This is a genomic window from Brevibacillus fluminis, from assembly GCF_052072235.1.
GTDB classification, from domain to species: Bacteria; Bacillota; Bacilli; order Brevibacillales; family Brevibacillaceae; genus Brevibacillus_D; species Brevibacillus_D fluminis_A.
Window position 1 is genome coordinate 2581326 of sequence record NZ_CM125436.1, and the last position, 26726, is coordinate 2608051.

General features: G+C 52.7%; 32 protein-coding genes and 1 pseudogene. 32 read left to right on the forward strand and 1 reads right to left on the reverse strand.

Annotation, left to right across the window (positions count from 1 at the left end; translation table 11 throughout):
• Positions 1 to 4: 4 nt before the first annotated feature.
• The 25 genes and pseudogenes from ACTID9_RS12770 (at position 5) to ACTID9_RS12890 (ending at position 20603) form a co-directional block, all read left to right on the forward strand.
• Positions 5 to 736: a SpoIIIAH-like family protein gene (locus ACTID9_RS12770; protein WP_441071679.1), complete on the forward strand. Its 732-nt coding sequence runs from the start codon at positions 5 to 7 to the stop codon at positions 734 to 736.
• A gap of 245 nt (positions 737 to 981) precedes the next feature.
• Positions 982 to 1497, forward strand: a complete 516-nt coding sequence (accB, locus tag ACTID9_RS12775) for an acetyl-CoA carboxylase biotin carboxyl carrier protein (RefSeq protein ID WP_441071681.1) — start codon at positions 982 to 984, stop codon at positions 1495 to 1497.
• Positions 1498 to 1519: 22 nt separating this feature from the next.
• Positions 1520 to 2878, forward strand: coding sequence for an acetyl-CoA carboxylase biotin carboxylase subunit (accC, locus tag ACTID9_RS12780; protein WP_441071683.1), 1359 nt, complete (start codon positions 1520 to 1522; stop codon positions 2876 to 2878).
• 62 nt (positions 2879 to 2940) lie between these two features.
• Positions 2941 to 3366 (forward strand): Asp23/Gls24 family envelope stress response protein, encoded by a 426-nt coding sequence (locus ACTID9_RS12785; RefSeq protein ID WP_441071685.1) that lies wholly within the window; start codon positions 2941 to 2943, stop codon positions 3364 to 3366.
• 54 nt (positions 3367 to 3420) lie between these two features.
• The gene (amaP, locus tag ACTID9_RS12790; protein WP_441071687.1) at positions 3421 to 3990 is read left to right on the forward strand and encodes an alkaline shock response membrane anchor protein AmaP; all 570 of its coding nucleotides are present in this window, start codon (positions 3421 to 3423) and stop codon (positions 3988 to 3990) included.
• A gap of 12 nt (positions 3991 to 4002) precedes the next feature.
• Positions 4003 to 4215 (forward strand): DUF2273 domain-containing protein, encoded by a 213-nt coding sequence (locus tag ACTID9_RS12795; RefSeq protein ID WP_441071689.1) that lies wholly within the window; start codon positions 4003 to 4005, stop codon positions 4213 to 4215.
• Between the two features lie 16 nt (positions 4216 to 4231).
• Positions 4232 to 4630, forward strand: coding sequence for a transcription antitermination factor NusB (gene nusB, locus ACTID9_RS12800; RefSeq protein ID WP_441071691.1), 399 nt, complete (start codon positions 4232 to 4234; stop codon positions 4628 to 4630).
• A gap of 18 nt (positions 4631 to 4648) precedes the next feature.
• A complete protein-coding gene (locus ACTID9_RS12805; protein WP_441071693.1) occupies positions 4649 to 5611 on the forward strand; it encodes a Kae1-like domain-containing protein in 963 nt (320 codons plus the stop codon).
• A 90-nt stretch (positions 5612 to 5701) separates the two neighbouring features.
• Positions 5702 to 6559: a bifunctional methylenetetrahydrofolate dehydrogenase/methenyltetrahydrofolate cyclohydrolase FolD gene (gene folD / locus ACTID9_RS12810; protein ID WP_441071695.1), complete on the forward strand. Its 858-nt coding sequence runs from the start codon at positions 5702 to 5704 to the stop codon at positions 6557 to 6559.
• An 18-nt stretch (positions 6560 to 6577) separates the two neighbouring features.
• Positions 6578 to 7942 carry an exodeoxyribonuclease VII large subunit gene (gene xseA / locus ACTID9_RS12815; protein WP_441071697.1) on the forward strand — a complete coding sequence of 455 codons (1365 nt, stop codon included), beginning with the start codon at positions 6578 to 6580 and terminating at the stop codon, positions 7940 to 7942.
• Complete coding sequence (xseB, locus tag ACTID9_RS12820; RefSeq protein ID WP_441071699.1) at positions 7923 to 8177, forward strand: exodeoxyribonuclease VII small subunit; 255 nt, start codon at positions 7923 to 7925, stop codon at positions 8175 to 8177. Before xseA ends, xseB begins: the two co-directional genes overlap by 20 nt.
• A complete protein-coding gene (locus tag ACTID9_RS12825; RefSeq protein ID WP_441072573.1) occupies positions 8177 to 9073 on the forward strand; it encodes a polyprenyl synthetase family protein in 897 nt (298 codons plus the stop codon). Before xseB ends, ACTID9_RS12825 begins: the two co-directional genes overlap by 1 nt.
• A gap of 175 nt (positions 9074 to 9248) precedes the next feature.
• Positions 9249 to 11132: a 1-deoxy-D-xylulose-5-phosphate synthase gene (dxs, locus tag ACTID9_RS12830; protein ID WP_441071701.1), complete on the forward strand. Its 1884-nt coding sequence runs from the start codon at positions 9249 to 9251 to the stop codon at positions 11130 to 11132.
• A gap of 7 nt (positions 11133 to 11139) precedes the next feature.
• A complete protein-coding gene (locus ACTID9_RS12835; protein WP_441071703.1) occupies positions 11140 to 11952 on the forward strand; it encodes a TlyA family RNA methyltransferase in 813 nt (270 codons plus the stop codon).
• Between the two features lie 231 nt (positions 11953 to 12183).
• The gene (locus ACTID9_RS12840) at positions 12184 to 13041 is read left to right on the forward strand and encodes an NAD(+)/NADH kinase (protein ID WP_441071705.1); all 858 of its coding nucleotides are present in this window, start codon (positions 12184 to 12186) and stop codon (positions 13039 to 13041) included.
• 3 nt (positions 13042 to 13044) lie between these two features.
• Complete coding sequence (gene ahrC / locus ACTID9_RS12845; RefSeq protein WP_441071706.1) at positions 13045 to 13494, forward strand: transcriptional regulator AhrC/ArgR; 450 nt, start codon at positions 13045 to 13047, stop codon at positions 13492 to 13494.
• An 18-nt stretch (positions 13495 to 13512) separates the two neighbouring features.
• Positions 13513 to 15243: a DNA repair protein RecN gene (recN, locus tag ACTID9_RS12850; RefSeq protein ID WP_441071708.1), complete on the forward strand. Its 1731-nt coding sequence runs from the start codon at positions 13513 to 13515 to the stop codon at positions 15241 to 15243.
• A 97-nt stretch (positions 15244 to 15340) separates the two neighbouring features.
• Entirely contained in the window at positions 15341 to 16660 is a 1320-nt protein-coding gene (spoIVB, locus tag ACTID9_RS12855) for a SpoIVB peptidase (protein ID WP_441071710.1), read from the forward strand.
• Positions 16661 to 16845: 185 nt separating this feature from the next.
• The gene (gene spo0A, locus ACTID9_RS12860; RefSeq protein ID WP_441071712.1) at positions 16846 to 17634 is read left to right on the forward strand and encodes a sporulation transcription factor Spo0A; all 789 of its coding nucleotides are present in this window, start codon (positions 16846 to 16848) and stop codon (positions 17632 to 17634) included.
• Positions 17635 to 17835: 201 nt separating this feature from the next.
• Positions 17836 to 18294 (forward strand): macro domain-containing protein, encoded by a 459-nt coding sequence (locus tag ACTID9_RS12865; protein ID WP_441071714.1) that lies wholly within the window; start codon positions 17836 to 17838, stop codon positions 18292 to 18294.
• Between the two features lie 37 nt (positions 18295 to 18331).
• Positions 18332 to 18508, forward strand: a pseudogene (locus ACTID9_RS12870) (NADAR domain-containing protein); the annotation flags it as partial.
• A gap of 132 nt (positions 18509 to 18640) precedes the next feature.
• A complete protein-coding gene (locus ACTID9_RS12875; RefSeq protein ID WP_441071716.1) occupies positions 18641 to 18976 on the forward strand; it encodes a hypothetical protein in 336 nt (111 codons plus the stop codon).
• A complete protein-coding gene (locus ACTID9_RS12880; RefSeq protein ID WP_441071718.1) occupies positions 18951 to 19226 on the forward strand; it encodes a hypothetical protein in 276 nt (91 codons plus the stop codon). Before ACTID9_RS12875 ends, ACTID9_RS12880 begins: the two co-directional genes overlap by 26 nt.
• A gap of 50 nt (positions 19227 to 19276) precedes the next feature.
• Positions 19277 to 19783 carry a hypothetical protein gene (locus ACTID9_RS12885; protein WP_441071719.1) on the forward strand — a complete coding sequence of 169 codons (507 nt, stop codon included), beginning with the start codon at positions 19277 to 19279 and terminating at the stop codon, positions 19781 to 19783.
• A gap of 79 nt (positions 19784 to 19862) precedes the next feature.
• The gene (locus tag ACTID9_RS12890) at positions 19863 to 20603 is read left to right on the forward strand and encodes a YwaF family protein (RefSeq protein ID WP_441071721.1); all 741 of its coding nucleotides are present in this window, start codon (positions 19863 to 19865) and stop codon (positions 20601 to 20603) included.
• A gap of 183 nt (positions 20604 to 20786) precedes the next feature.
• Here ACTID9_RS12890 and ACTID9_RS12895 read toward each other — a convergent pair whose 3' ends face one another.
• Positions 20787 to 21788: a CobW family GTP-binding protein gene (locus tag ACTID9_RS12895; protein ID WP_441071723.1), complete on the reverse strand. Its 1002-nt coding sequence runs from the start codon at positions 21786 to 21788 to the stop codon at positions 20787 to 20789.
• A 194-nt stretch (positions 21789 to 21982) separates the two neighbouring features.
• Between ACTID9_RS12895 and ACTID9_RS12900 the strand changes: the two genes are divergently transcribed.
• The 7 genes from ACTID9_RS12900 (at position 21983) to ACTID9_RS12930 (ending at position 26657) form a co-directional block, all read left to right on the forward strand.
• Positions 21983 to 22921, forward strand: coding sequence for a S66 peptidase family protein (locus ACTID9_RS12900; protein ID WP_441071725.1), 939 nt, complete (start codon positions 21983 to 21985; stop codon positions 22919 to 22921).
• A 161-nt stretch (positions 22922 to 23082) separates the two neighbouring features.
• A complete protein-coding gene (locus tag ACTID9_RS12905; protein ID WP_441071728.1) occupies positions 23083 to 23673 on the forward strand; it encodes a hypothetical protein in 591 nt (196 codons plus the stop codon).
• The gene (locus ACTID9_RS12910) at positions 23670 to 24134 is read left to right on the forward strand and encodes a GNAT family N-acetyltransferase (RefSeq protein WP_441071730.1); all 465 of its coding nucleotides are present in this window, start codon (positions 23670 to 23672) and stop codon (positions 24132 to 24134) included. The genes ACTID9_RS12905 and ACTID9_RS12910 overlap by 4 nt, the downstream gene beginning before the upstream one ends.
• A gap of 237 nt (positions 24135 to 24371) precedes the next feature.
• A complete protein-coding gene (locus ACTID9_RS12915) occupies positions 24372 to 24650 on the forward strand; it encodes a hypothetical protein (protein WP_441071732.1) in 279 nt (92 codons plus the stop codon).
• Positions 24651 to 24803: 153 nt separating this feature from the next.
• Complete coding sequence (locus ACTID9_RS12920) at positions 24804 to 25370, forward strand: beta-class carbonic anhydrase (protein WP_441071734.1); 567 nt, start codon at positions 24804 to 24806, stop codon at positions 25368 to 25370.
• A gap of 24 nt (positions 25371 to 25394) precedes the next feature.
• Positions 25395 to 26276 (forward strand): metallophosphoesterase, encoded by an 882-nt coding sequence (locus ACTID9_RS12925; protein WP_441071736.1) that lies wholly within the window; start codon positions 25395 to 25397, stop codon positions 26274 to 26276.
• A 225-nt stretch (positions 26277 to 26501) separates the two neighbouring features.
• The gene (locus tag ACTID9_RS12930; protein WP_441071737.1) at positions 26502 to 26657 is read left to right on the forward strand and encodes a DUF2759 family protein; all 156 of its coding nucleotides are present in this window, start codon (positions 26502 to 26504) and stop codon (positions 26655 to 26657) included.
• Positions 26658 to 26726 lie beyond the last annotated feature (69 nt).

Below are 26726 nucleotides of genomic sequence, written 5' to 3' on the forward strand. Positions count from 1 at the left end.
AAAAATGATGTTGCGCAAACAAACCGTATGGCTGTTGACGATGCTTGCAGTGATGGTGGTTCTCTCCGGGTATTACTTGGTGAAAGGGCCAAATGAGCAGCTGCCAGCGCTTGGGAACGAGCAAAAGACGACATCGCCTGATGCGATGCTCGGCGTGGATGTAAATACCCAAACGGCAGATCCGCAAACAACGCCTGCCCAGCTCCCGACGACAATCGATGCCTCGGGCGCGGGCGCAGCTGCCCTGCCGACGCCGGATGCGACTGCACCTGACGCGACAGCGACGCAAAACGGAAATACTGCACCGAATGCGCAAGCAACACCTGATGCGACACAGCCGGATTCTTCCTCCACTCCGACAGCCGCACAGCAGCAAGGCGTGACGACCAGCGATTTCTTCCAAGGCTACAAAATGCAGCGCGATGCGATGCTGTCTAAACAGAAAGATGAGCAGTTCAGCATCATGAGCAGCGACAAATCGTCCCCGCAAGCGTATGCAGACGCGAAGAAAAAGCATGAGGAACTCTCCACGCTGGAAAGCAATACCGCCGCATTGGAAGAATTGCTGAAAGGCAGCGGCTACAAAGATGCGGTCGTATTGCCGCAAAATGATAAAGTGCAAGTCATCGTCCAGGCGGACAAACTGACAAATAAAGAAGTGGTCGACATCATCGCGACCGTGAAGACGCAAATGAATGTATCCGGCAACAACGTGATCGTCCAGTCCAAACCATAATCGGACAATTCGCAGTTGTGCGAATCCGAAACCTCTCTTTTGGGGCAGTTCCGGCCGCTTCATAAAACCCGCCCGCCAGGCATGGCAAAAGCTGATGCCGGGTGGGTTTTTTCTTGACGTTGTCCATGTGAAAAGCTACCATGATACATGTGACTGTACATACCCGCGAACTGGAAAAGTCGACAGAATCATTGAGGATACGAAACGGTGTCTCATGGAATTGATATTGTAAAGGAGTGGTATGCGTGTTTAAAATGCATGAAATAAGAGAAATCATCAAGCTGGTGGATCAGTCCACCATCCAGGAGTTTGAGTTGGAAAGCGAAGGAACGAAGGTGAGCATCAAAAAAACAGGTGCGGCCGTGCAAGCAGCACCCGTTGTATATGCGCAGCCTGCGCAAGCGCCAGCAGCAGTCGCGGCACCTGTGGTTGAAGCGGCACCTGTCACAGCAGCACAAGCTGCACCGGCACCGGTTGCGGTGGAAAAGCCTGCGGCATCCGCAGCGGCAGTGGACGAAGCTTCCTTGCTGCAAGTGGTTTCGCCAATGGTTGGGACGTTTTACCGCGCTTCTGAACCGGGCAAGCCTGCCTATGTCCAAGTGGGTGATCAAGTAACTCCGAGCAAAGTGGTATGCATCGTGGAAGCGATGAAGCTGTTCAACGAAATCGAAGCGGAAGTGAGCGGCGAGATCGTGAAAGTTCTGGTGGAAGATGGCCAGCTCGTGGAATACGGACAACCGCTTTTCCTGGTGAAACCGTAGGAAGGCTCAAAGGAGGAGTACCATGTTTCAAAAAATCGTTATTGCCAACCGTGGAGAAATCGCCGTCCGGATCATTCGCGCCTGCCATGAGATGGGCATCGCGACCGTTGCCGTTTATTCCGAGGCCGACCGCGAATCGCTGCATGTCAAGATGGCGGATGAGGCGTACTGCATCGGGCCGACCGCCTCGAAGGACAGCTACCTGAACATGGCGAGCATCATGAGCGTGGCGACGAAAGTCGGGGCGGACGCGATTCACCCTGGCTACGGCTTTTTGGCGGAGAATGCGGACTTTGCCGAAATCTGTGCGGCCTGCAACATCACATTCATCGGTCCGGACCCGGAAGCAATCACCAAAATGGGTGACAAGTCGACTGCGAAGGATACGATGAAAAAAGCGGGCGTACCGACGGTCCCAGGTACGGACGGCCTGATTGAAAGCATCGAGGAGGCGCTTGCGATCGCCTCCCAAATCGGTTATCCGGTCATCGTCAAGGCGACGGCGGGCGGAGGCGGCCGCGGCATGCGCGTGGCCAACAGCGCCGAAGAGCTGGAAAAAGCGATCGGGCTTGCGCAAAATGAAGCCAAAACCGCGTTCGGCAATCCGGGCGTCTATCTGGAAAAATTCGTGGAAGGCCCGCGCCATGTCGAGATTCAGGTCATGGCCGACAAGCACGGCAATGTCGTGTACTTGGGCGAACGCGACTGCTCGATCCAGCGTCGCCACCAAAAACTGATCGAGGAAGCGCCATCGCCGGCGCTTGGCAAAAAGCTGCGCCAGGAGATGGGGGAAGCGGCTGTCGCGGCTGCGAAAGCGGTGAATTACCATGGCGCCGGAACGGTCGAGTTTTTGCTCGACAAGCACGGAAAGTTTTATTTCATGGAAATGAACACGCGCATCCAGGTGGAACATCCGGTAACGGAGATGGTCACAGGCTTTGATCTGATCAAGGAGCAAATCCTGGTGGCAAGCGGCGAAAAGCTCTCCTTTACGCAAGCTGATGTGAAACTGAACGGCTGGTCGATCGAGTGCCGGATCAACGCAGAAAATCCGGTGAAAAACTTCATGCCGTCGCCAGGCCGCATCGTCAACTACCTGCCTCCAGGCGGCTATGGCGTACGGGTGGACAGCGCAGCTTACAGCGGCTACCAAATTCCGCCTTACTACGATTCGATGATCGCCAAGCTGATCGTCTGGGGAAAAACGCGGGAAGAAGCGATCGAGCGGATGAAGCGCGCGCTCTCCGAGTTCATGGTGGAAGGGATTCATTCCACGATTCCGTTCCATCTGAAAATGATGGATCACGAAGTGTTCCGCAGCGGTCATTTCGATACGAAATTCCTGGAAACGTACGATCTGCACCTGGAAGACCAGGAGTAATCAATTTGTAAATACTGGGCTTTGTTGCTATAATGAAAGGTAAATTAGGGGAGGTGCGAAATATGGAAGAGTTTCTGACAGATACAGACAGAACTGAACTTGGAAAAATTCAGATCGCTCCCGAGGTTTTGGAAGTAATCGCAGGCATGGCCGCATCGGAAGTCGAAGGCGTTGCCCAAATGAGCGGTGGCTTGGTTGGCGATATCGCTGAAAGACTGGGACGCAAAAACATCGCGCGCGGGGTGCGCGTCGAGGTTGGAACCAGAGAAGCTGCGGTAGATGTCTCCATTATCGTGAAGTACGGACACCGCATTCCGGAGGTTGCCCGCCTGATTCAAGACAGCGTCCGCAATGCGATCGAAACCATGACAGGGCTATCCGTAGTTGAGGTTAACGTACATATCGTGGATGTTGAATTGAAATCCGAAGAGAAAGCGCAGCCGGTTCCGACCCCGGGTGTCGCCGACGAATATCACAGGGTTCGATAACACGACTTATGCCTCCATTGCGGAGGCATTTTCTTCACCCAAGGAGGGAAGCTCGTGAACTTGTTTGATCGCTTTATTTTGACCATTTACAGCCTGGCGCTGATCGTCGTCTCGATATTCACCATCGGCTTGTTCGTCGGGCTTGTGCCGCTTGAGCTGGTACAGGAGCCGCTGGTTGCGCTGTATGGCAATCCGCTGGGCGCGCTGCCTTATCTCATCGTAGCGCTGATCTTTTTGATCATCAGCGTTCGTTTTTTCATCGGCAGCTTTGTATTCGGCAAACCGACGAAGCAGGAGCGCGGCATTCGCCAGCGCGGCGAGTTCGGTGATGTGACGATCTCCATGGTGACGATCCAGACGATCGCGGAGCGTGCAGCGCGCAAGGTAAAAGGCGTGCGCGATCTGAAAACATATGTCAAATCGCTCGAAAGCGGCAACTTGATTGAGCTGCGCGTCTCCATTGACGGCGAAACGCCGATTCCCGACATTACCCAAAAGCTGCAAACCGATGTGAAAACGACGGTGGAAGCGATCGCCGGTGTGGAGATCACGGAAGTACGGGTAACGGTAGCCGAGGTGCTGACGCAAGAAAACCTCCCGCTGCGCACAAGGCGGATAGAGTAGAGGGTGATTTTGATGTTATGGGAGCTGTTGTGGGAGCATAAGGGGAAAGCGCTTGGCGTTCTTGCGGGGTTACTGTTTGGCTGCATTTACTTGATCGTTGGTTTTTGGAATACGCTCGTCTTCATCGTGTTTGTCGGTACGGGTTATTACATTGGCCGGAAGCTTGATCAAAAGGAAGACCTGCGCGACATTTTGGACAAGATTTTACCGGGGAAATTTAAATAGTAGGTGAACGAAAGTGATGAAACGTAGAACAGCAAGGGAAAAGGCAGTACAATGTTTGTTTCAAATCGATATGGCAGAAACAAATCTCGGCGATGCGTATGCATTTGTGCTGGAAAACACAGCGGAAGACCCGACATATCTCCGCCATTTGGTGGAAGCGACGCTATCCAACCAGGATGCGATTGACGAGGAAATTAAAAAGTATTTGCGAGGATGGCAGCTGGATCGGATCGCCAACGTGGACCGTGCTGTTTTGCGACTGGCATTTTATGAATTGATGTTTGAAACCGAAACACCGCCAAGAGTCGTGCTGAACGAAGCGATTGAGCTGGCGAAAACGTTTAGCGATGAGCAGTCGAGCAAGTTCATTAACGGCGTTTTGTCCGCTTATTTGCAATCGCGCCAGTTCGCGTAATAAAGACAGGTGAAAACAATGAGCAAGCAGGTACTTCTTGGGATCGATACGAGCAATTACCGTACGTCACTTTGTTTGGTTGGTGAAGACGGCGAGATTGTTGCAGAGGCGAAGCGGCTCCTCAAAGTGAAAGCGGGGGAGCGCGGGCTGCAGCAATCGGAAGCCGTCTTTCAGCATGTGATGAACCTGCCTGAATTAAGTGAGCAGCTGGGGCTGTCCGATCAGCAATTGATTGGGATTTGCGTAAGCTCACGACCGCGTTCTGTAGAAGGCAGCTATATGCCTGTGTTCAAGGTCGGGGAAGGCTTGGGCAAATCCTTGGCGATCTTTCACAATGTGCCGATCTATATGACCAGTCACCAGGAAGGGCACATTGCTGCAGGAGAGTACACGTCAGACGAGCGGCCGACACAGGAGCGGTTTCTTGCGGTGCACTTATCGGGCGGAACGAGCGAGCTGTTGGATTGCACGCGGACCGCGACCGGCTACCAGATCGACAAGCTCGGCGGTACGGTTGACCTTCACGCAGGGCAGCTGGTGGATCGCATCGGGGTCGCGCTCGGATTGCCGTTTCCGGCGGGACCGAGCCTTGAGCAGGTAGCCAGGCAAGCCGAAGGGACGTTTCGCGTGCCATCGACCGTAAATGGCTTCACGTTTCATTTTTCCGGAGCGGAGGCGGCTTTGCTGCGCGCGATTGAGCAGGGGGATGTCGCGCATGCCGAAATCGCCCGGGCGACCGAACAGTGCGTCGCCAATACGCTGGAAAAGGTGCTGCGTACCGCAGTTGAAGAAGGCTACCCGCGCGAAATCCTGATCGTTGGCGGCGTGGCTGCCAATCAATACGTGCGCGAACGGCTGATCAAACGGCTGGAGCATCCGTCGGTCAAGGCGAAGCTGTTTTTTTGCGATCCGGTTTATTCGGGCGATAACGCGTACGGGGTCGCACAAATCGGTTGGAAAATGCTAAAATCCGAACGATGAAGGTTTTGTAGCAATTGAAAATTCGCCTTTACATAACTTCCTTCTCTGGATAAACTATGAGTAGTTGAATTGGAAGAGGAGGCTACACTGATGACAGCTATGGTGATTGACGGAAAAGAAACAGCAAAGACGATTCGTGAAGAACTGGCGATAGAAGCAAAAGCGTTGGCGGAAAAAGGGATTGTTCCAGGTTTGACGGTTATTTTGGTCGGAAATGATCCGGCTTCCGAGTCGTATGTAAAAGGGAAAATCAAAGGCTGTGCCGAGGTGGGCATCCATTCGGAGTTGATTCGCATGGAACCGACCGTCACGCAGGAAGAGCTTTTGGCCGAAATCGAGAAATTGAACCAAAATCCGAACGTTCACGGCATTTTGGTCCAGCTTCCGCTGCCGAAGCATATTGCGGAGAGCGCGGTGATCGATGCGATCAGCCCTGAAAAAGACGTGGACGGCTTCCACCCGATTAGCGTCGGCAACATGCTGATCGGGAATGAAACGTTTTTGCCTTGCACCCCGCATGGCGTAATCGAGCTGATCAAACGGACCGGGACGGAAATCTCCGGCAAGCACGCGGTTGTTGTGGGGCGGAGCAATATCGTCGGCAAGCCGGTCGCGATGCTGCTCTTGCAAGAAAACGCGACCGTGACGATTTGCCACTCGCGCACCCCTGACCTCGCTGCGATCACAAAGCAAGCGGACATTTTGGTCGTGGCGGTAGGCAAAGCCCATATGATCGGGGCAGAGCATGTGAAGCCGGGTACGGTCGTCATCGACGTCGGCGTAAACCGGATCGAGACAGGAAAACTGGTCGGCGACGTCAAATTTGATGAAGTGAAGGAAATCGCCAGCTACATTACGCCAGTCCCAGGCGGCGTTGGCCCGATGACCATCACCATGCTGTTGAAAAATACCGTGCGTTCGGCAGAAAGAGAGCTGGAACGCCGTTAATGAAATGAAGGGATGCAAATGAGAGGACAGGAAATCTGGTCGGTCAGCGATGTGAATCGCTACATCAAGCAAAAGCTGGAGCGCGACGAAATTGTGTCCGACATCTGGATACGCGGAGAAATCTCCAATTTTACCCGCCACTCCAGCGGACACATGTACTTCACCTTAAAAGATGGGGAAAGCCGCATCAAGGCTGTCATGTTTCAAGGCTATAACCGATTCCTCAAATTCGTCCCGAAGGATGGAACCAAGGCACTCGTCCGTGGTTCCATTTCTGTCTATGAACGGGACGGCGCCTATCAGCTGTATGCCCGCGAGATGCAGCCGGACGGACTGGGCTCGCTTTATTTGGCGTTTGAGCAGCTGAAAGCGAAACTGGCGCAAGAAGGACTGTTTGCACCGGAACGGAAGCGCCCGCTGCCCGCTTTTCCCCGCACCGTTGGCGTTGTCACCTCGCCTACGGGTGCGGCTGTCCGCGATATTTGCACGACCATCCGGCGCCGCTTCCCGCAGACACAGATCCTGATCGTTCCTGCGACGGTTCAGGGGACGGAAGCGCCAGCCTCGATCGTGGCGGCAATCGCGCGAATCAATCGGCGGGATGATGTCGATGTGCTCATCGTCGGCCGCGGCGGCGGTTCGATCGAAGAGCTGTGGGCGTTCAACGATGAAGGCGTGGCGCGTGCCATCGTTGGTTCACGCATTCCTGTCATCTCGGCTGTTGGTCACGAGACCGATGTGACGATCGCGGATTTCGTCGCCGATATGCGGGCGGCAACGCCGACGGCTGCGGCAGAATTGGCGGTGCCGCATCATCTGGAGTGGCGGGAGCGTCTGCAAAAGCAGGAGCAGCGTCTGCATCGACTCCTGCGCATCAAGCTTGCGGATCACCGCAAACGGTTGGAACAGCTGCAAAATTCCTACGCACTGCGACGGCCGCAGCGCAGGCTCGATGATGCGAGACAGCGGCTCGCCGATGCGCAGATGCGTGCGACCAGCGCGATGAAACAGCAGTTGAAACGCGAGCAAAACCGGCTGACACATCAAGAACAGCTGCTCGCTCGCAGTCCGATCACGCAGACTGTGCAAAAAGAACGGAAAACGGTCGCCCATTTGCAAAACCAGCTTGCCCAATTGATCGGGCGAAAGGTGGCGGAGTCGCGGCTCGCCTGGTCCTCTTCCGTGGCCCAGCTTGATGCGCTCAGCCCGCTGAAAGTCATGTCGCGCGGCTTTTCGCTCCTGTACAAGGAAGAGCAGCTGGTGAAATCGGTACAGCAAATTGCAAGCGGGGACAAGCTCATGATACGATTAACGGATGGAACGATTTTGGCGGAAGCGCTGACAATCGAGGAGGGGAAAACGGATGGCTCGCAAGAAAGTTGAGCAGGAATTGGAAGTACCGTACGAAGAAGCGATGAAACGGTTAGAAGATGTCGTTCGCCGGCTGGAGGAAGGGGACGTCCCGCTGGAAGAGGCGATCGGTCTTTATCAGGAGGGCGTTCAGCTGGCTCGTCTTTGCGGCAGAAAGCTTGATCTCATCGAAGCGCAAATCACGCTTTTGCTGGAAGAGAACGGGGAGCTGAAGGAAAAGCCGTTTATGCTGGAAGGTGAAGCATGATGACGGTGACGCTCACTTCTTACCTCGAAGAAAAAATCACCCTTGTCGAGCAACAGCTGCCGCTGGCTTTGGAAGAAGCGGGCGTACCGGCACGTTTGTATGAATCGATGAAATATTCATTGATGGCAGGTGGAAAACGGCTTCGTCCGATCCTGGTGTTGGCCGTGCTCGAAGCGTTGGGCAAACCAGCCGAGCGTGGGGTTCCGTATGCGGTTGCGCTGGAAATGATCCACACGTATTCGCTGATTCACGACGATTTGCCGGCAATGGACGATGACGATTTGCGCCGCGGCAAACCGACAAACCATAAAATGTTTGACGAGGCGACAGCCATTTTGGCAGGCGACGCGCTGTTGACGCGCGCATTTGCCCATATCGCACAGTCGTACCTGTCTCACTCCGACGTGAGCGCTGTCACTGCGGTCAAGCTGATCGCCGAGCTGGGCAAGCGCGCAGGGGCGACGGGGATGGTAGGCGGGCAAATGGCGGATATGCAAGGGGAAGGACGGCAGTTGACGCTAGACGAGCTTGAGTACATTCATCACCACAAGACAGGTGATTTGCTTGTGGCGGCGTTGCTCGGCGGCGGGTATTTGGCGGAAGCGAATGAAGAGCAGCTTGCAGCCTTGCACACCTATGGCGTATCGATCGGGCTCGCGTTCCAGATCCAGGACGACATTTTGAATGTGGAAGGCGACGCGGCTACGCTCGGCAAAGCTGTCGGATCGGATGCACAAAAGCAAAAAGCCACCTACCCTTCCTTGCTCGGCATGGACGCTTCGCGCGAGCGTCTGCACCGCTTGGTAGCGGACGCGAAAGATGCGCTCACCCGTGCAGGGATGGCGAACTCGGCTTTGCATTTGCTCGCAGATTACGTCGTGTCACGCAACAAATAGGGATGGCAGGAGAAGACCTTAGCACATCGTTAAGGTCTTTTTGTTTTTTAGGGAATATACGTTCGTTCCGATGCGTTTCCGGGCGATTTTTCCTAACAAAGTGGAGTTTTCTCGACAAAACGATTATAATGAAGCAAGTATTTACCTGGTATTCATCTTGAAAGTGAGGGGTTATATGTTACTCGACAACATAAATAGCCCGAAGGACCTGAAAAAACTTACAATCCCGCAGTTATCAAGATTGGCTGAAGAAATCCGGACGTTTCTGATAGAAAATCTGGCGAAAACAGGCGGGCATCTTGCCCCGAATCTAGGCGTAGTGGAGTTGACGTTAGCGCTGCACTACCTGTTTAACAGTCCTACCGATAAACTGATTTGGGACGTAGGGCATCAAGCCTATGTGCATAAGATGTTGACGGGTCGTCGGGATCAATTTCCGACGCTGCGGCAGTACAAAGGCTTGTGCGGATTCCCGAAAATGGCGGAGAGCCCGCATGATGTCTGGGAGACAGGCCATAGCAGCACGTCTCTTTCCGGTGCGATGGGCATGGCTTGCGCGCGCGATCTCAAGGGCGAAAAAAACCATGTGGTTGCCGTCATCGGTGATGGCGCGCTGACCGGCGGCATGGCCTTCGAGGCGCTCAATCATATTGGCCATGAAAAGAAAAATGTAATCGTCGTGCTCAACGACAACGAAATGTCGATTGCTCCTAACGTGGGGGCGCTCCACAATTATTTGGGCAAGCTGCGCACCGACTCGAGCTACAGATGGGCAAAAGACGAGATGGAGCATTTGCTCAAATCGATTCCGGCTGTCGGCGGCAAGCTTGCACAGCTGGCCGAACGAGTCAAGGACAGCATGAAGTATTTGCTGGTCTCCGGCGTTTTGTTTGAAGAGCTCGGCTTTACCTATATCGGACCGATCGACGGACATAATCTCGATTTGCTGCTGGAGACGCTGAAAACGGCAGCCAATACGAAAGGGCCCGTCCTGGTTCACGCGATTACGAAAAAAGGAAAAGGCTATGCACCGGCTGAAGCGGACTCCGTCACCTGGCACGGCGTCGGTACGTACAAAATCGAGTCCGGCGAATCCGCATCGAAATCGGCAGCGACGTACACATCGGTGTTCGCGGACACGATGATCGAGCTGGCGCGCGAAGAAAATCGGCTTGTGGCCGTAACGCCAGCGATGCCGGCTGGCTCGGGGCTGCTCAAGTTCGCACAGGTTTTCCCGAAACGGATGTTTGATGTGGGGATCGCCGAGCAGCATGCGGCCACATTTTGCGCCGGGCTTGCGCTGCAAGGCTTGAAGCCGGTGTATGCGGTCTATTCGACATTTTTGCAGCGCGCCTATGACCAGCTGATCCACGATATTGCACGCCAGAAGGCAAACGTGATTTTTGCCGTTGACCGTGCAGGTCTTGTCGGAGCAGACGGGGAAACCCACCAGGGCGTCTATGACATCGCCTTCATGCGCGCGATTCCCAACATGGTGATCATGGCGCCGAAGGATGAAAACGAGCTGCGCCACATGATGAAAACAGCGGCCGTTTACGACGATGGGCCGATTTCGTACCGTTACCCGCGCTTGAATGTGCGCGGCGTGAAAATGGATGAAGAGATGCACGTCCTGCCGATCGGCAAAGCGGAAATCGTGCAGGAAGGCAAAAATGTCGCGATTTTATCGTTCGGGCATATTTTTGAAATTGCCGAGCAGGCTGTGGCACAGCTGGGTCGCGACGGGATCGCGCCGATGCTGGTCAACGCGCGCTTCTGCAAGCCGCTCGATGAAGATCTTCTGCGCCGTCTGGGCAACGAAGGGTATGACATCATCACGGTGGAAGAAGGATGCGCCATGGGCGGATTCGGCAGTGCGGTTCAGGAATTTTATGCAGCAGAAGGCTACCATGACATCAATGTGACGATCATGGGCGTGCCTGATTATTTCGTGGAACATGGCACGGTAAAAGAGCAACGCCAGGAAATCGGGTTGACGGCGGAAGCGATCGTTTCCCGTGTCCGTTCACTTATTCCACTACACAAGCAAAGGGCATAACAACCATATGAAGAAAGAACGTTTGGACATCCTGTTGGTCGAGCAAGGGTATTTTGCCACCCGGGAAAAAGCAAAAGCGGCGATCATGGCCGGACTGGTACTGGTCGGTCAGGAACGATGCGACAAGGCGGGAACCAAAGTGCCGGTCGATGCGGTCTTTACCGTGAAAGGGGACCTGCATCCGTACGTCAGCCGGGGCGGCCTGAAGCTGGAAAAAGCGATCGAGGTATTCGGGATCGACATGACGGACCGGGTGATGATGGACATCGGTGCCTCTACCGGTGGCTTCACCGACTGTGCCTTGCAAAAAGGCGCGCGAAAAGTGTATGCCATCGACGTAGGCTATGGACAGCTCGACTGGTCGCTGAGAAAGGACGAGCGTGTCGTGGTCATGGAGCGAACCAATTTCCGACATTTGGACCCCGATGCGTTTGCGCACGAAAAGCCGGATATCGCCTCCATCGATGTCTCCTTCATTTCGCTGAAAATCATCCTGCCTGTCCTGTACCGCTTCTTGAAGGAAGAGGGGGACGTGCTCGCGCTGGTCAAACCGCAGTTTGAGGCAGGGCGGGAGAATGTCGGAAAGAACGGCATCGTGCGCGACCCGGGCATTCATCGCGAGGTGCTGCAGACGATCATCCAGTTTGCCCAGTCGATCGGATTTGCCGCGAAAGGTCTCCATTTCTCGCCGATCACAGGCGGAGAAGGCAATATCGAATTTTTGCTCCATCTGCGCAAAACCGCGCAAGCCGACGATCTGACGGCATGGTTCCCCGAGATCGAACGGATTGTGGAGCAGGCTCACGCCAGTTTGAAATAAGCACCAGGCGAAAGGGAGCTTGCGCGTGACAGACGCCGTCGGCTCCTTTTCGCTTCATGTCGTGTATATGCACAAAAAAGAAGCATCCCGTTGCAGAAGCACCAGAGTTTGACATGGGCTTTTTGCAACGGGAGTTTTTCTTTTTTGTCCCAATGAACAGACGGCTTGCTGTCTTTTATGTATGAAACATTGTATAATTGTATAAGGATTTCAACCGTTTCGGGGTGGCAGATGAACACAATAGGGATCGTTGCTATCAAAGGAAAACCGGAAGCGCTCATCGTAGCGCGCGATTTGGTTTATTTGCTTGAACAGAGGGGCATCCATGTATTTTTGGAGGAAAGCATCGCCAAAAAGATGGGACGTCCGGAATCGGCATTGCCTGTAAGCGCGTTTGCGGATCGGGTAGAGCTGGTTTGCGTTTTGGGCGGAGACGGCACGTTGCTCGGCATCGCTCGGATGCTGGCAGGCCATTCGCTGCCGATTTTGGGGATCAACCTGGGGACGCTCGGCTTTTTGTCCGAAGCGGAGCCGGATGATCTTCCGCTTGCCGTGGATAACCTTTTATCCGGGAGATATGATATTGAAGAGAGAAGCATGCTGGAAGCTAAGCTGGTGCGCGATGGCGAGGTATTGGCCACGTTCACCGCGATGAACGATATCGGCATCGCCAAAGGCGCTTTTTGCCGCATTATCCAATGCGCCGTCTTTGTGGACGAGCATTATGTCGTTACTTTCAATGGGGACGGTCTGATCGTATCGAGTCCAACCGGCTCTACCGCCTATTCCCTCGCAGCAGGGGGGCCGATCGTTGCGCCGAATGTCAACATGCTGCTTTTGACGCCGGTGGCGCCGCATTCGTTGACTGCACGACCGATCGTTTGCTCGGGAGATCAGCTGATCCGCATCGAGGTGGACGCCAAGCACAAGGACATGGGACTTTCCATTGATGGACAGCTCGGCTATGAGCTTGAGGGCGGCGATCAGATTTTTGTCAAAAAATCACCGTACATTACGCCGCTGGTGAAATGGAAGACAGGTAACTTTTTTGAGACAATTCGACGGAAATTACACGGTGAATGGGAGTAATGTATGAACAAAGGACAAAGGCATATTCGAATTCGCGAAATCATTACGAATTATGAAATAGAGACACAGGACGAATTGGTTGACCGTCTGTGCGAGGCTGGCTTCAATGTGACGCAGGCGACTGTTTCCCGCGACATCAAAGAGCTGCATCTGGTAAAAGTGCCGCTGATGGATGGACGGTACAAATACTCGCTGCCGGCAGATCAAAAGTTCAATCCGCTGCAAAAGCTGAAGCGCGTGTTGACGGAGTGCTTCATCAACATCGACCATGCGGACCATTTCGTCGTCATGAAGACGATGCCAGGCAATGCCAATGCGGTTGCGGTGTTGATCGACAACATCCAGTGGCCTGAAGTGATGGGCACGATCTGCGGCGATGACACGATTTTGATCATTTGCCGTTCCAAACAATTCAGCCAAGACGTGACAGAGCGACTGCTGGAAATGCTTTAAAGTGAGGTTGTAACCATTATGCTGCTCGAACTCACCATTCGTAATTTTGCGATCATCAAACAGGTGGCCATTTCGTTCCGGAAAGGCTTGAACATCTTGACGGGCGAGACGGGTGCCGGTAAATCGATCATCATTGATTCACTCGGCTTGTTGCTGGGTGAGCGCGCTTCTGCCGATTTCGTCCGCTACGGCGAAAAACGGGCAGAGGTGGAAGGGCTGTTTGAACTGCCCGCGAACCATCCGGCTATCGCCATTTGCGAAAGTTTTGGCGTTTACATTGAAGCCGATGGCATGCTGGTGGTGCGGCGCGATATTTCCGCGCAGGGAAAAAGCATTATCCGCGTCAATGGACAGCTGATTACGCTTGCGATGCTGCGCGAGCTGGGGCCGTGGCTGGTCACCGTTCACGGCCAGCACGATACGCATGACCTGATGCATGCAGAAAAGCATATCAATTGGCTCGATGCATACGGTGAGCAGGCGCTTGCCAGTGTAAAGAAGGAATACGGGACGCTCTATTCGTCCTACCGCAAGCTCAAGCAGGATATGGAGCGAATGGCCAAGAACGAACGCGAGCTGGTGCAGCGCATCGATTTGCTGAGCTATCAGCTGAGCGAGATTGAGAACGCCTCCCTGCAGCCGGGAGAGGATGAAAAGCTTGCCGCACAGCGCAAGAAGTGGCTTCATGTCGAAAAGGTCTCCAAAGGCGTCCAGTCGGCTTATACAGCGCTCTCTGGCGATCAGAGGGGCATGGACTGGCTCGGTCATGCGATGGGCGAGCTGGAGCGGCTGCAGCAGTATGACGAATCGCTCGGTCCGATTATCGAGGCGGTGCAAGCCGCTTACTACCAGGTGGAAGATGCGGTTGGACTCTTGCGGCAATTCGGGAATCATCTCGATTTCGATCCGCGTCAGCTCGAGGAATTGGAGCAGCGATTGGACCTTTTGCAAATGCTGAAGCGCAAGTATGGCAAAAACGTCGATGAGATTCTGGAATATGCCGCAACCATTTCCGACGAACTGGATGAAATGCAGCATTACGAGGAGCGTTTGTCGCAGCTCGGCAAACGGCTGCAGGAGCTGGAGGCTGATCTGTCGATCGAAGCGATGGAGCTGTCCATGGTCCGCCGTGAATGCGCTGCCAAGCTGGCTTGCGAGATCGAACAGCAGCTCAAGGAGCTGTTCATGGATCGGGCGCGATTCGCGATTGAGGTGCGTCAGAGCGAAGATGAGGACGGCATTGAAATCGAAGGAATCAAGCGGAGTGTGGACGCAAGTGGAATCGACCAGGTCGAGTTCATGATTGCCCCGAACCCGGGAGAGCCGCTGCGGCCTTTGGCCAAAATCGCTTCAGGTGGCGAATTGTCGCGAATCATGCTGGCGATCAAAACGATTTTGGCGGACAAGGAGCAGGTGGGCACGCTTATTTTTGACGAGGTCGACACAGGCGTGAGCGGACGCGCGGCGCAAGCGATCGCGGAAAAGCTGGCACAGGTGGCGCAAAACCGGCAGGTGCTCTGCATCACCCATTTGCCGCAAGTGGCAGCGCTCGCCGACGCGCATTTTTTGATCCGCAAAGAGGTCAAAGACGATGTGACGGAAACGATTGTCGACCGGTTGCCCGAGAGCGGCCGTGTGCAAGAACTCGCGCGCATGCTAGGCGGTGCGCAGATCACGGAAAAGGCAGAAGAGCATGCCAGGGAAATGATCCAGATGGGAAAACAGCGCAAAGCTGTCAATTACTCTTGACGGCTTTTTGTTATAAACCATGATCGGCTCGGTAACATTATAGATACACAAAGTGGAGGTGTAGAGGTGTAGGTAGGGAATGTAGGAGTGATTGCTGGTGATCCGACAAGAGAAAAGAAAGTGGATTGGAAGTTTGCTTCTGCTCGTCACAGCGCTCATCGTTTGTTCCACCCCGTTTCAAAAGCTTACATCCATGCCCAATGAATTGCGGTTATTCGCAGGAAGCAATGAAGAACTCCGCTTATCCGTGCCGGTCATGGGCACGTTAGTCAACAGCAATCCCGAAGTCCTTGCCGTCAATGGCACAGAGGGACGTGAAGTACCCGTTGATTTCAGCAAGCCTGTATCCGTCGAGCCGAGACAGGCAGGCAGTACCGATTTGCAAGTAAAATGGGGCAATATGCCGATCAAAACCGTGAAAGTGAGCGTCTTGCCCGATCTGCGCGTCATTCCAGGCGGACAGTCGATCGGCGTCAAACTGCAAACGTCAGGCGTCCTTGTCGTTGGCCATCATTTGGTGAACAACGGCACAGAGAAGTTTTCTCCAGGCGAACGCTCCGGCATTCATGTTGGTGATACCATTATCAAGATGAACGACATGTACATCAATGATATGAACGATGTGAAAAAGCTGGTCAATGAAGCGGGCGCGAAAAACGAACCGGTGCAAATGCTGGTGGTTCGTGGCAAGGAGAAGCTGACGGTCAATCTGATGCCGGCAAAAGACGTCAAAGACAGCGAGTATCGCATGGGGCTCTACATTCGTGACTCGGCTGCGGGAGTTGGCACGCTCACGTTTTATGAACCCAAAACCGGCGCATATGGCGCACTGGGCCATGTCATTTCCGATGTAGACACGGGCCAGGCCATCGTCGTGGGAGACGGCCAAATCGTGCAGGCGAGCGTCACGTCGATCGAAAAAGGCGAAAGCGGGAATCCGGGCGAAAAATTTGCACGGTTTTACAATGAGAGCCAAGTGCTCGGCAACATCACCAAAAATACACCATTCGGCATTTTCGGTAAAATGAAAGAACCCCCAAAGCGAAGCTATTATCAGGAAGCGATTCCCGTCGCTTTGGCGGAACAGGTGCAAGAAGGCCCCGCTAAAATTTTGACGGTTGTGGATGGACAGCGCGTCGAAGAGTTTGACATCGAAATCGTGAATGTCGTCAAACAGCATTTTCCCGCCACGAAGGGCATGATCATCCGCGTGACCGATAAGCGCCTGCTCGACAAAACAGGCGGAATCGTACAAGGGATGAGCGGCAGCCCGATTATCCAAAACGGGAAAATGGTCGGCGCAGTCACACATGTATTTGTAAATGATCCGACGTCCGGTTACGGCTGTTTTATCGAATGGATGTTGCAGGATGCGGGCTTGGGAAACCGCGACTCTTCCGAACTAAAGGCGAGCTGACGCTGCCTTTGGTTCTTTCTTTCCTCTACTTTTGTCGAAAAATATTCAACCTTTCGCCATCGGCAGGAATGAGTTTTATGTCGTCGAATCGTAAGAGAGGGAAACAAAAAAGAAATTTTAATGAACAATATTCGTCACACCAATGCTTGAAATGCTAATTCAGATAAACGAGGAGGAACGTTATTTTGAGTACCATTGACGTGTTATTGGCTGATGACAATCGCGAATTTGTAAGCTTGTTGGAGGAGTACATAAATACCCAAAACGATATGCAGGTAATCGGAGCAGCTTATAACGGGAACGATGTCATCCGTTTGATTCAGGAGCGGGTTCCTGATGTGCTGATCCTTGACATTATCATGCCACATCTGGACGGGCTTGCTGTCCTGGAACAAATTCAGGAAATGCGGCTTCCGACACAACCGAAAATCATCATGCTGACGGCATTTGGCCAGGAAGAGATCACGAAAAAAGCCGTGGAGTTGGGCGCTGCCTATTACATCCTGAAGCCGTTCGACCTTGAAGTGCTGGCGCAGCGAATTCGTCAGATGATTTCCAACAAAGTTGCGACACCGCTTTATACAAGCAAGCCAAAATCAGCCGTACTGCCTCCAAAAGGACGTAATCTGGATGCAAGCATCACCAGCATCATTCACGAGATTGGTGTGCCGGCACACATTAAAGGCTACTTGTATTTACGGGAAGCGATCACGATGGTGTACAACGATGTTGAACTGCTTGGTTCGATTACAAAAGTGTTGTACCCGGACATTGCTAAGAAATTCAATACGACGGCGAGCCGTGTAGAGCGAGCTATCCGCCATGCAATCGAGGTGGCATGGTCCCGGGGCAATCTGGATTCCATTTCCAGCCTGTTTGGCTATACGATCTCCAATACCAAGGCGAAGCCGACCAATAGCGAGTTTATTGCGATGGTGGCGGATAAGCTGCGGATTGAGGCGAAAATTTCCTAGCGAATACAAATGCAATCGGCACGGCACTCATTCTAACATCCTCAGATTTACAAACAAAAAGCCATTCCATTATCAAGCGTACATGGTAAAAAGTCTCCCAGATCATGAATTGGGGGACTTTTTGCTTTTGTTGCAAAAAAGGAATAAATGGTATAATTGGGTATTCTTTAGGTGCCAGACGTGTGGAGGGAGGAGAACAGCATGACCGTGTTCATAAAAAAAGGCGATTTACTCAAAGCGAGCGAGAATATCATTGGGCATCAAGTGAATTGCCAGGGGGTAATGGGCAGCGGAATCGCAAAAGCGATCCGGGTGCGATATCCGGAAGTATATCAACAGTATAGGGAAATATGCGAGGCATCGACTGAAAAAATGCAATTGCTGGGCATATGCCAACTTGTCCACATAAAGGCAGCCATGACAGTGGCGAACTTATTCGGTCAGTACAACTATGGCAAAGGAGGACAGCGGTACACAGATTATGAAGCGCTGCATCGTGCGCTCACCTCATTAAAAGAGCAAGCAGCACGATCTCAGTTGACTGTTGCCCTTCCTTACAATATTGGCTGCGGTTTGGCAAACGGGGAATGGGATGTTGTGGAAGCGATGATTGAGGAAGTTTTTAGCGATTACAGTGTCACGCTGTATCGACTTGACTAGACATGGATGAAGAAAGAAGGCGATAAACGATGAAGCGCTCTTAAAAACTGCGGGGACGACAATCGTGGAGGCAAGTCCAACCGATTCGATTTGGGGGATCGGCCTCGCAGAAGACGATCCACGGGCGAGTGATCGCAGTCAATGGAAGGGAACCAATTGGCTCGGTGAAGTTTTGACGGAACTGCGCGAAGAGCTGATGAATCCGGCAGCGTGAGGATGCGAGTAGGATTGCAACAGCTGTAAAAGCACGCGATGAACAAGACCGGTAAAGTTGCCTATTGCGCAAAGGAAACGCACCCTACTATAATAGGAACATACGTTCTTGTTGATTTGGAGGTGCGCGAGGATGAACGATACCGAGGCTACTCACGAACAGGCGGCCATGCAGCCGCTGCCAAGCGATTTTTTTCATACGAATACGCCGGTCTTTACGCGAGAGGGGCAGGGCAGACGCGACTACGATCAAATTGCCAAAATCAACGAAAAGTTGGCGGACAGCAAGCGATACCAGATTCCGTTGACTGTGCGCTACGTAAAACCGAGTGCCGATGACCATGGCGCCGTGCTCGCTGTCCACGGTGTTGTCGGCGCTTTCGATCCGATGCGCCATGAGGTGCGGATTCATCAAAAAAACGGCAAATGGACGTGGTTGTTCCTTGGGCGGATTGTTGCAGTTGAATAACGAGCCGGCAGTAGACGACTTTGAGTACGATGAAATGATGTTCCGCATTTACGATTCCACGCAGTTTGATTACCCGATTGCAGTTACATGGATGACGGATGCCGGTACGATCGAGTCAGGCTGGGGCGTCATTCGTGAGATCGATGCCGACCGAATGCGCGTCAAGCTGGTGTGCGATTGGGATACATGGTGGATCGATCTGGTGCGGCTGTGCAGCGTGAGTAAAGTGATGTGCTCGCGGTCCGAATGAGGCGATCCTGTTCCAGAGGATGCTTAAGCTAACAGAAAGGAAGGCATGATATGTGGCGAAGGCTTTTGTATCTGTATCTGTTTTTGCTTGGCTGCATCATGATCGATGCCGAGAGTTTGCCGCAAATACCAGGCGTCCATATCCAAGCGACAGTCGGGCCGATCTCAGAAGAGGAGTATCGATTTGTACAAGGGAAGCAGATAAACCGCGCGGATTTGCAAAAATTGCATGTACGGCTCCAGTTGAGCGAATCAAAAAGCATGACCGAACGAAGGCTGACGCTGCCTGATCTGAGTGCTCCCCTTAAAAATCTCAGCGAGTCGCGCGTCCTGCATCAATACATGGCAGAGCGAAACCTCCCAGGGATGGAAGAGGAGGCGACAGCGGAGCAATTTGTCATTTTTGATGCGAGAGGATTGGATGACGAGTCGATTCGTGAGCTTTACAGCGATTCCGTTGGTTATTTGATGTACCGTGACAGAGACGGCAAGCAATCTTCTGACAGTTTTGTTATTTCAAGCATCATGCAGCGAGTGAAAGCGACTATGGCAAAATGAACACATCTGCGAAATCATCCGTCGGAATACAGATACCTTTCTGGCAGCACCTGTCCTCAGCTAAGGAGGGAATCATGAATTGAATACGCCGTTTTTACAGGCGATCATCGAGGGGCAGCCTTTCCGCCTGTTTTCGTTGTCGCACATCTGTGTGCTTCTTCTGCTGCTTCTAGCGATCGCGCTGTTGTACCTCTTCCGCAACGATTTGCGCTCGGGTCGAGCGAACCGTGTGTGTCGCTATGGCTTGGTCACGCTTTTGCTTGCGACGGAAATCGCCTATCAGCTGTGGCATCTGGGCGTAGGGACGTGGACATTATCCGAGGCTTTGCCGCTGCAGCTCTGCAGTGTCTCATTGCTCCTTTCAAGCGTGATGCTGGTGTCGAGGAGCTACCGCCTGTTTGAAGTGACCTATTTTTGGGGGATTGGAGGAGCGGGTCAGGCGATGCTGACGCCTGAGCTGTTTTACCCGTTTCCCCACTTCCGCTTTTTTCACTTTTTCCTTGCCCATGGCGCGATCATCCTGGCGTGTTTGCACATGGTTTGGGTCGAAGGCTATCGACCGACGCCACGCTCGATGGGAAAAGCGATCCTCTGGTTGAATGCGCTTTTGCTTGTGGCCTTCCTTGTCAATCTCGAAACAGGCGGCAACTACTTGTTTGCTGCTCGAAAACCGGAAAACCCGTCATTGATCGACTATTTGGGCCCATATCCCTGGTACCTTCTTTCGTTGGAAGGGGTGGCCTTCTTGCTGTTTTATATGCTGTATCTCCCGTTTCGCGGAAAACAGAAGGCAACGGCGCCGTCAGTTGATCTTGCCTAAAGGGTGCGCGGCGATCCAGCGGGGCCATGAATCCGTTTTTAGACCGAAGGGAAAATCCTGCTGGAGGGCAACGGTACACCGGTGTCCGATGCCATGCATACGATCATCACGTTTTTGTCGATGATGACACTGGTTATGACGTGGCTCGTCCGTTGTTGCAAGCAGAAACGATGCACCCATCATTCATGCGTAACATTTTTTCAACTCTTCGATGATTTTTGTCTGCTCCATGCCTTCGCCGATAAAGACAGCGACTTTCTCGGGATCGATGCCATCGAGCGGATGCAGCATCACCTGGTTTTCCGTGTGTTGAAAAGAGACGGCATGACCTTTATCCGCCAAATAGACGTACCCTTTTGCCCGATAGACGCGATTGGGGAGGCTGAGCAAAAAGGCGACGAACCGTTTTTCAATGACAGGTCCTGTAAACCGATAGGAAAACGAGTCGATGCTGGAATAAAGCGAGGTTGGCTGCGACCCGAGACCAAGCGACTGTTTCAGCATCCGGCCGAGCGTTTTTTGCACCGGGGGACCGGAGGGAGTACGGTTTTCCCTTGCCAATTTGGCGGTCTGCTGGATTGTGAGCAGCGCGTCCAAATCAGTCTCGCTTTGGATGGTGGTGTAGAGCGGGGCAGCAGCATTTTCGTCCCGCAATTTTTGCTTTACCTTTTCCAAGACGTCCGCGGAGATGAGATCCACTTTGTTGACAAGCAGCAGATCGGCATAGCGGACTTGACTGCGCAACGTTTTGATCAACGTCCCGGACGCCTGAAAGCGAGAGATGAGCTGCAAATAGCGGGAGGCGTCGACAATGCTGATGATCCCTTTGATTTCAATCGCGCCGTACAAGTCGGGATGGGTCAGGGCGTCAACGACATCGATCGGGTCAGCGACGCCTGTCGTCTCGATGATGATTCTTTTCGGCTGCAAGACAGTGAGGATTTCTTTCATGCCATCGGTCAGCTCGCCCCGGATCGAACAGCAGATGCAACCGTTCATCAGCTTTTTTACCGGAAAATCCAGGCCTTGCAATTGTTCGCCGTCGACATCCGTATCGCCCATTTCATTCATGATCACGACGGTGTCGTTCTTTTCCTGCGCTTTGAGATGGGGCAGCCATTTTTGCAGGAGCGTTGTCTTTCCGCTGCCCAAGTATCCCGTCAGTATGTAAACCTCTACGTTCATCAGCCATGTCCCTCACTTTACACAAATCGGAATTGTTACAATTTATCTTCTGATGTTCATGATAATGCGCAAATGAAATCGTGTCAAAGGGACCATGCGATCGAGCAGGAATGAAATTTGGCTGCCGCCAAGGAACATCAGGACAAAAGGGCGAATGACTGTAAGGAGCAAAACGAAGGGCGGGATCAGGAACCATGTTGAAAAAAGGCAAAGCGTTGAAAACCGGAGATACGATCGGGATCGTGGCCACGTCCACGCCGATGCAAGGGACGGAAAATCTGGAGCGCGGTGTCGCAGAGCTGCAAGAATTGGGCTACCGCGTCATTGTGAGCGAGACGTGCTACGAGCGCTATGGCGGCTATCTCGCCGGGCCGGCGGAGCTGCGCGCTCGCGAACTCATGCGGATGTTTACCGATCCCGAAGTGGATGCGGTGTTCGCGATGCGCGGTGGATACGGGGCATCGCAACTGTTACCGCTGCTCGATTACGATGCGATTGCAGCCAATCCGAAACTGTTTTTAGGCTATAGCGATATAACCGCTCTGCATCTCGCGCTGGGCAAAAAGGCAGGACTTGCGACACTGCATGCCCCGACGATTTCCACCTCGTATGTCAGCGGGCTTAGCGCCTGGTCGAATGCGAGCCTGTTTCACACGATCACAACGACAGAACCGCTTGGTGAAATTCGCAACCCGGAGGAAGAAGCCATCGAGTGTATCGTGCCGGGGGAAGCGAGCGGTCCGATTGTCGGCGGCAATTTGGCGCTGGTCAGCGCGTTGATGGGTACGCCTTACGAGATTGAAACAAAAGGAAAGCTGCTGTTTTTGGAAGATGTCAATGAAGAGCCGTACAAAATCGATCGCATGCTGACACAGTTGGCGCTCGCAGGCAAGCTTGCGGAAGCGGCAGGCTTTATTCTCGGGACGTTCACCCGCTGTACGTCCACGCGCTATGCCGACGGGTTCACCGTGCGCGACGTGATCGACAATATGATCGCTCCGTTGGGCAAACCGACAATCTGGAATGTGCAGGTGGGACACGGAAAAACCAACCTCTCACTGCCGTTCGGCGTTCAGGCGCGTCTTTTGGCGGAAGCTGGAAGCTTGCGCTTGGAAGAAAATTTTTTACGATAATCAAGTGGGCAGTAGTGCCGGGTTCTTCGACATGGAAGGCTCCGGGTGCAATCCAACGGAATAAGAAGGGAACAAACGATGAAGCCAAACGATGTCACGGAATTGTTTGAGGAAAAGGACAGGGCAAACGGGCTCCTGCGACAGCGGGAGCATACGATGGCATGAACAGGGTCTTCTTTTTTGCCATACGCGCAGTGATCTTGATCATTTTTGCCACGCTTGCGCTCATGCTCTATGTCAAATGGAGCCATGACTGGTCACTCGAAACGAAAGAGCGTCAAGCAAAACGTTCCCTGTTGCAACAAAAGCTGCTTCGCGCGATGCCACAAAGCGGAAAAAATCCGCAAGCAACCGTGGTCAATCTCGCCGCGATCACGGATTTTTCCTGGGATCGCGTATATCTGTTTGGCCCTTATTCACCGCCATCGTATATTTACCGGAAGCTTGGCTACCACTGGTACAACGATGTCGTAAACCATATCCAGTACCTCGACGACCATTCGCTCCTTGTTTTTGTCCAAAAAGGCAAAGTTGTCGAGTATTTGGAAAATCCGCTGGGCATTGGCGGCATGTATTGGGATACAGACCGCTTTATGCTCGAACGCGATGATTCGCAGTTTCTCGCGTCGCGAGAGCTTGTGGAGCCAGATCAAGACTCCGTCGATCCAAAAGGGGCAATTTCATCCGGCAACGACACGGAAAGTTACTATCGACTTCATTACATGAACAAAAATGAGAGGGGCGTGCAATGATGAAGACGTTCCACATTCGGCTGCTGCAGCCGTCGGAAAGTCCACCGATGCCGTTGCTGCTTCTGGCCGACCCGTCGGAGACGCAAGTGCATTCCTATCTCGACCGGGGAGAATGTTATGTCGCACTCCTCGATAAAGAGATCGTCGGCGTATCGATTCTCATGCAAACCGGGGAGCATACCATTGAACTGATGAACGTTGCGGTAGCCGAACAATGCCAGGGCAGCGGCATCGGCAAGAAGCTGATTTTGCACGCGTTGGATACGGCAAAGCAAAAAGGGTTCGCCCGCATGGAAGTAGGGACTGGCAATTCCAGCATCGGACAGCTTGCGCTTTACCAAAAATGCGGGTTTCGGATCAGCGCCATCGATCATGATTTCTTTACCCGTCATTATCCGGAGCCGATCTGGGAAAATGGCATCCACTGTCGTGATATGATTCGATTGACGGCTGAACTGTGATGGTAACAGCGGTAGGTTTTCTGCAACACAATAAAACAGAATAACCTCCCAAGGCTGTTCCAACGCTGCGAATGTAGCGTGGGACAGCCTTTTTTTGCGAATTGCCAACCGGTGAATAGCGATGACGAAAAAATGCAATAAATAATCATATAACAGATATTGATTTATAAAATCTGTTACAGTACAATATGAGTAAGAAAAATCAGAAAAAGAAAGCTGACATGTGGAGGGATTACGATGGGAACCGGATTTGCACTGGTTGAAAAATGGATTGCAAAAAATGGCGGCACACTGACACGCGACGAGATGAATGGAATGGTGTTTGTTTACGGCGACGCGGCCTATCGCATCGAGCAAAAAGCGGGCGGCGATCTCGATGTGGTACAGACGGCAGAAAAAGTCGTTGTGTTCCGCAATGATAAACACATGCAAGATGAATACACATGCAGAATTTGCGGGGAGCAATACAAGAACATGATTGATACGATTCGTTGCTGTATGAATCATGATGAATAAAAAACGTGGATCAAGCTGCCGAATTTCATGAACGGCAGCTTTTTTGCATATTGAAAGGTGAAGAATGACAGAATCTGTTGTATACTTTTTGCGTAAGGACATCCTTCGGCGATGAGAGATTCAAAAGAGAAAAACCAGAAAGGGTGACAGTTCATGCAAAAAGTAACGGAGATTTTGGCGTTCAACAAAAAATTCGTCGAGAACCAAGATTATGAAAAATATAAAACCACCAAGTATCCGGGGAAGCAACTCGTGGTCATTTCGTGCATGGATACGCGGCTGGTGGAATTGCTTCCGAAAGCAATGGATCTGCATAACGGCGACTTCAAGCTGATCAAAAGCGCCGGCGCCGTCATTTCCCATCCGTTCGGAAGTGTCATGCGGAGTATTTTGGTGGCCATCTATGAATTAGGCGCCACAGAAGTTTTGGTAATCGGCCATTATGACTGCGGCATGAGCAGCATTCAATCCGACAAGATGCTCGCTAAAATGGAAGAGAGAGGCATTTCGCAGGAGACGTTCGCGGTCCTGAAACATTCCGGCATCCATTTGGACAAATGGCTGCAAGGCTTCGACTGCGTGCAGGAAGCGGTGCGCGGTTCCGTCGAGATGGTCAAAAACCATCCGCTGCTGCCTCCTGGCATTAGTGTGCACGGACTGATTATCGATCCGAATACCGGCAAGCTCGATTTGGTCGTAGACGGTTACGAACACGAGTAGTATTGGCGGTATGGATCAAAGGGGATGAGCAAAATGTTGCCGGCTTCCCGATCAAGCCAGCTGAGCCGACGCCGTTTTTTGGGCAAAGGGCTGCGCTGGCTTCTTTTTGTTACCGGACTGGCTGCGACGACAGGAGGCTATTCGGTTTTTATCGAACGGTTTCGTTTTGCGTTCCGTGAGGTGGAGATTAGCCTCCCGCGTCTGCCTGCAGCTTTTGACGGGCTTCGCATTGCACATTTGAGCGATCTGCATTTGGGCTATCATTTGGAAATCGGTGATCTGTCGCACGTGTTCGACCAGGTGAAAAACTGGCAGCCCGATCTGGTTTGCTTCACCGGTGATTTGGTCGATTTGAGCACAGACCCGCTGGAATCGGCATTGCCTGTGCTGGCAGGATTGCAGGCGCCGCTCGGCAAGTATGCCGTGCTCGGCAATCACGATTACCGCTCCGCAGAAGCAAAAATCACCGAATGTTTGCAACAAGCGGACTTTCATGTGCTGATGAATCAAAGCAAGCTGCTTGTGCGTGACGGGCAGACCCTGTGTGTCGCAGGAGTCGATGACATTCTTCACGGACAACCGGATCTTGCAGCTGCGCTCACGGGAATCGATCCTGCGATATGCAAGCTTTTGCTTGCGCACGAGCCGGATTTCGCAGACGATATTCCCGATGGGCTGATCGATTTGCAGCTGTCCGGGCATAGCCATGGCGGGCAAGTGCGGCTTCCGTTTGCAGGAGCGCTGCTCTTGCCGCCGTACGGGAAAAAATATCCCGATGGCTTGCAGCGGCGCTCAGGTGGAACGCAGCTCGTCTATACGACGCGCGGGATCGGCACGACCATTTTGCCGATCCGCTTTCTGTGCCGGCCGGAAGTCGGGCTGCTCACGTTGCGGCAGCACAAATAACGGTTGAAGGAGTTTGCCGTATACTGGCAAGCTCCTTTTTTCGCATAATCTCCAGATTTTGTGAGAAAACTAGAGAAGAAATTGTGAAATCATCTGTCACAAATAACCATATGTCTTGTTTCATGGATGGGTAAACTATATAATGAATATGGTATTCTCTTCCTCGTTCGTATAGACAGGCTACCCGAACTTGATCCATTTTCGCTCAAAGGAGATGTCGCTTTCATGAATTTGTTTGATTTCCTTATGTTTATTCTTACCATTTTCATTGCGGCCGGAGTTGTGCGCTCTGCGCGTATGAAGAACGGATTCGCCGTAGGATTTGGGATCGTCGCCCTCTGTATTTTCTTGCTCGCCGACGTCCTGATCCTCACGTTGTAAACAAATGAATAGCGGAAAATTGACTCGTCATTCAAAAAAGAGATTGTGCCTGGCATAGTCTCTTTTTTC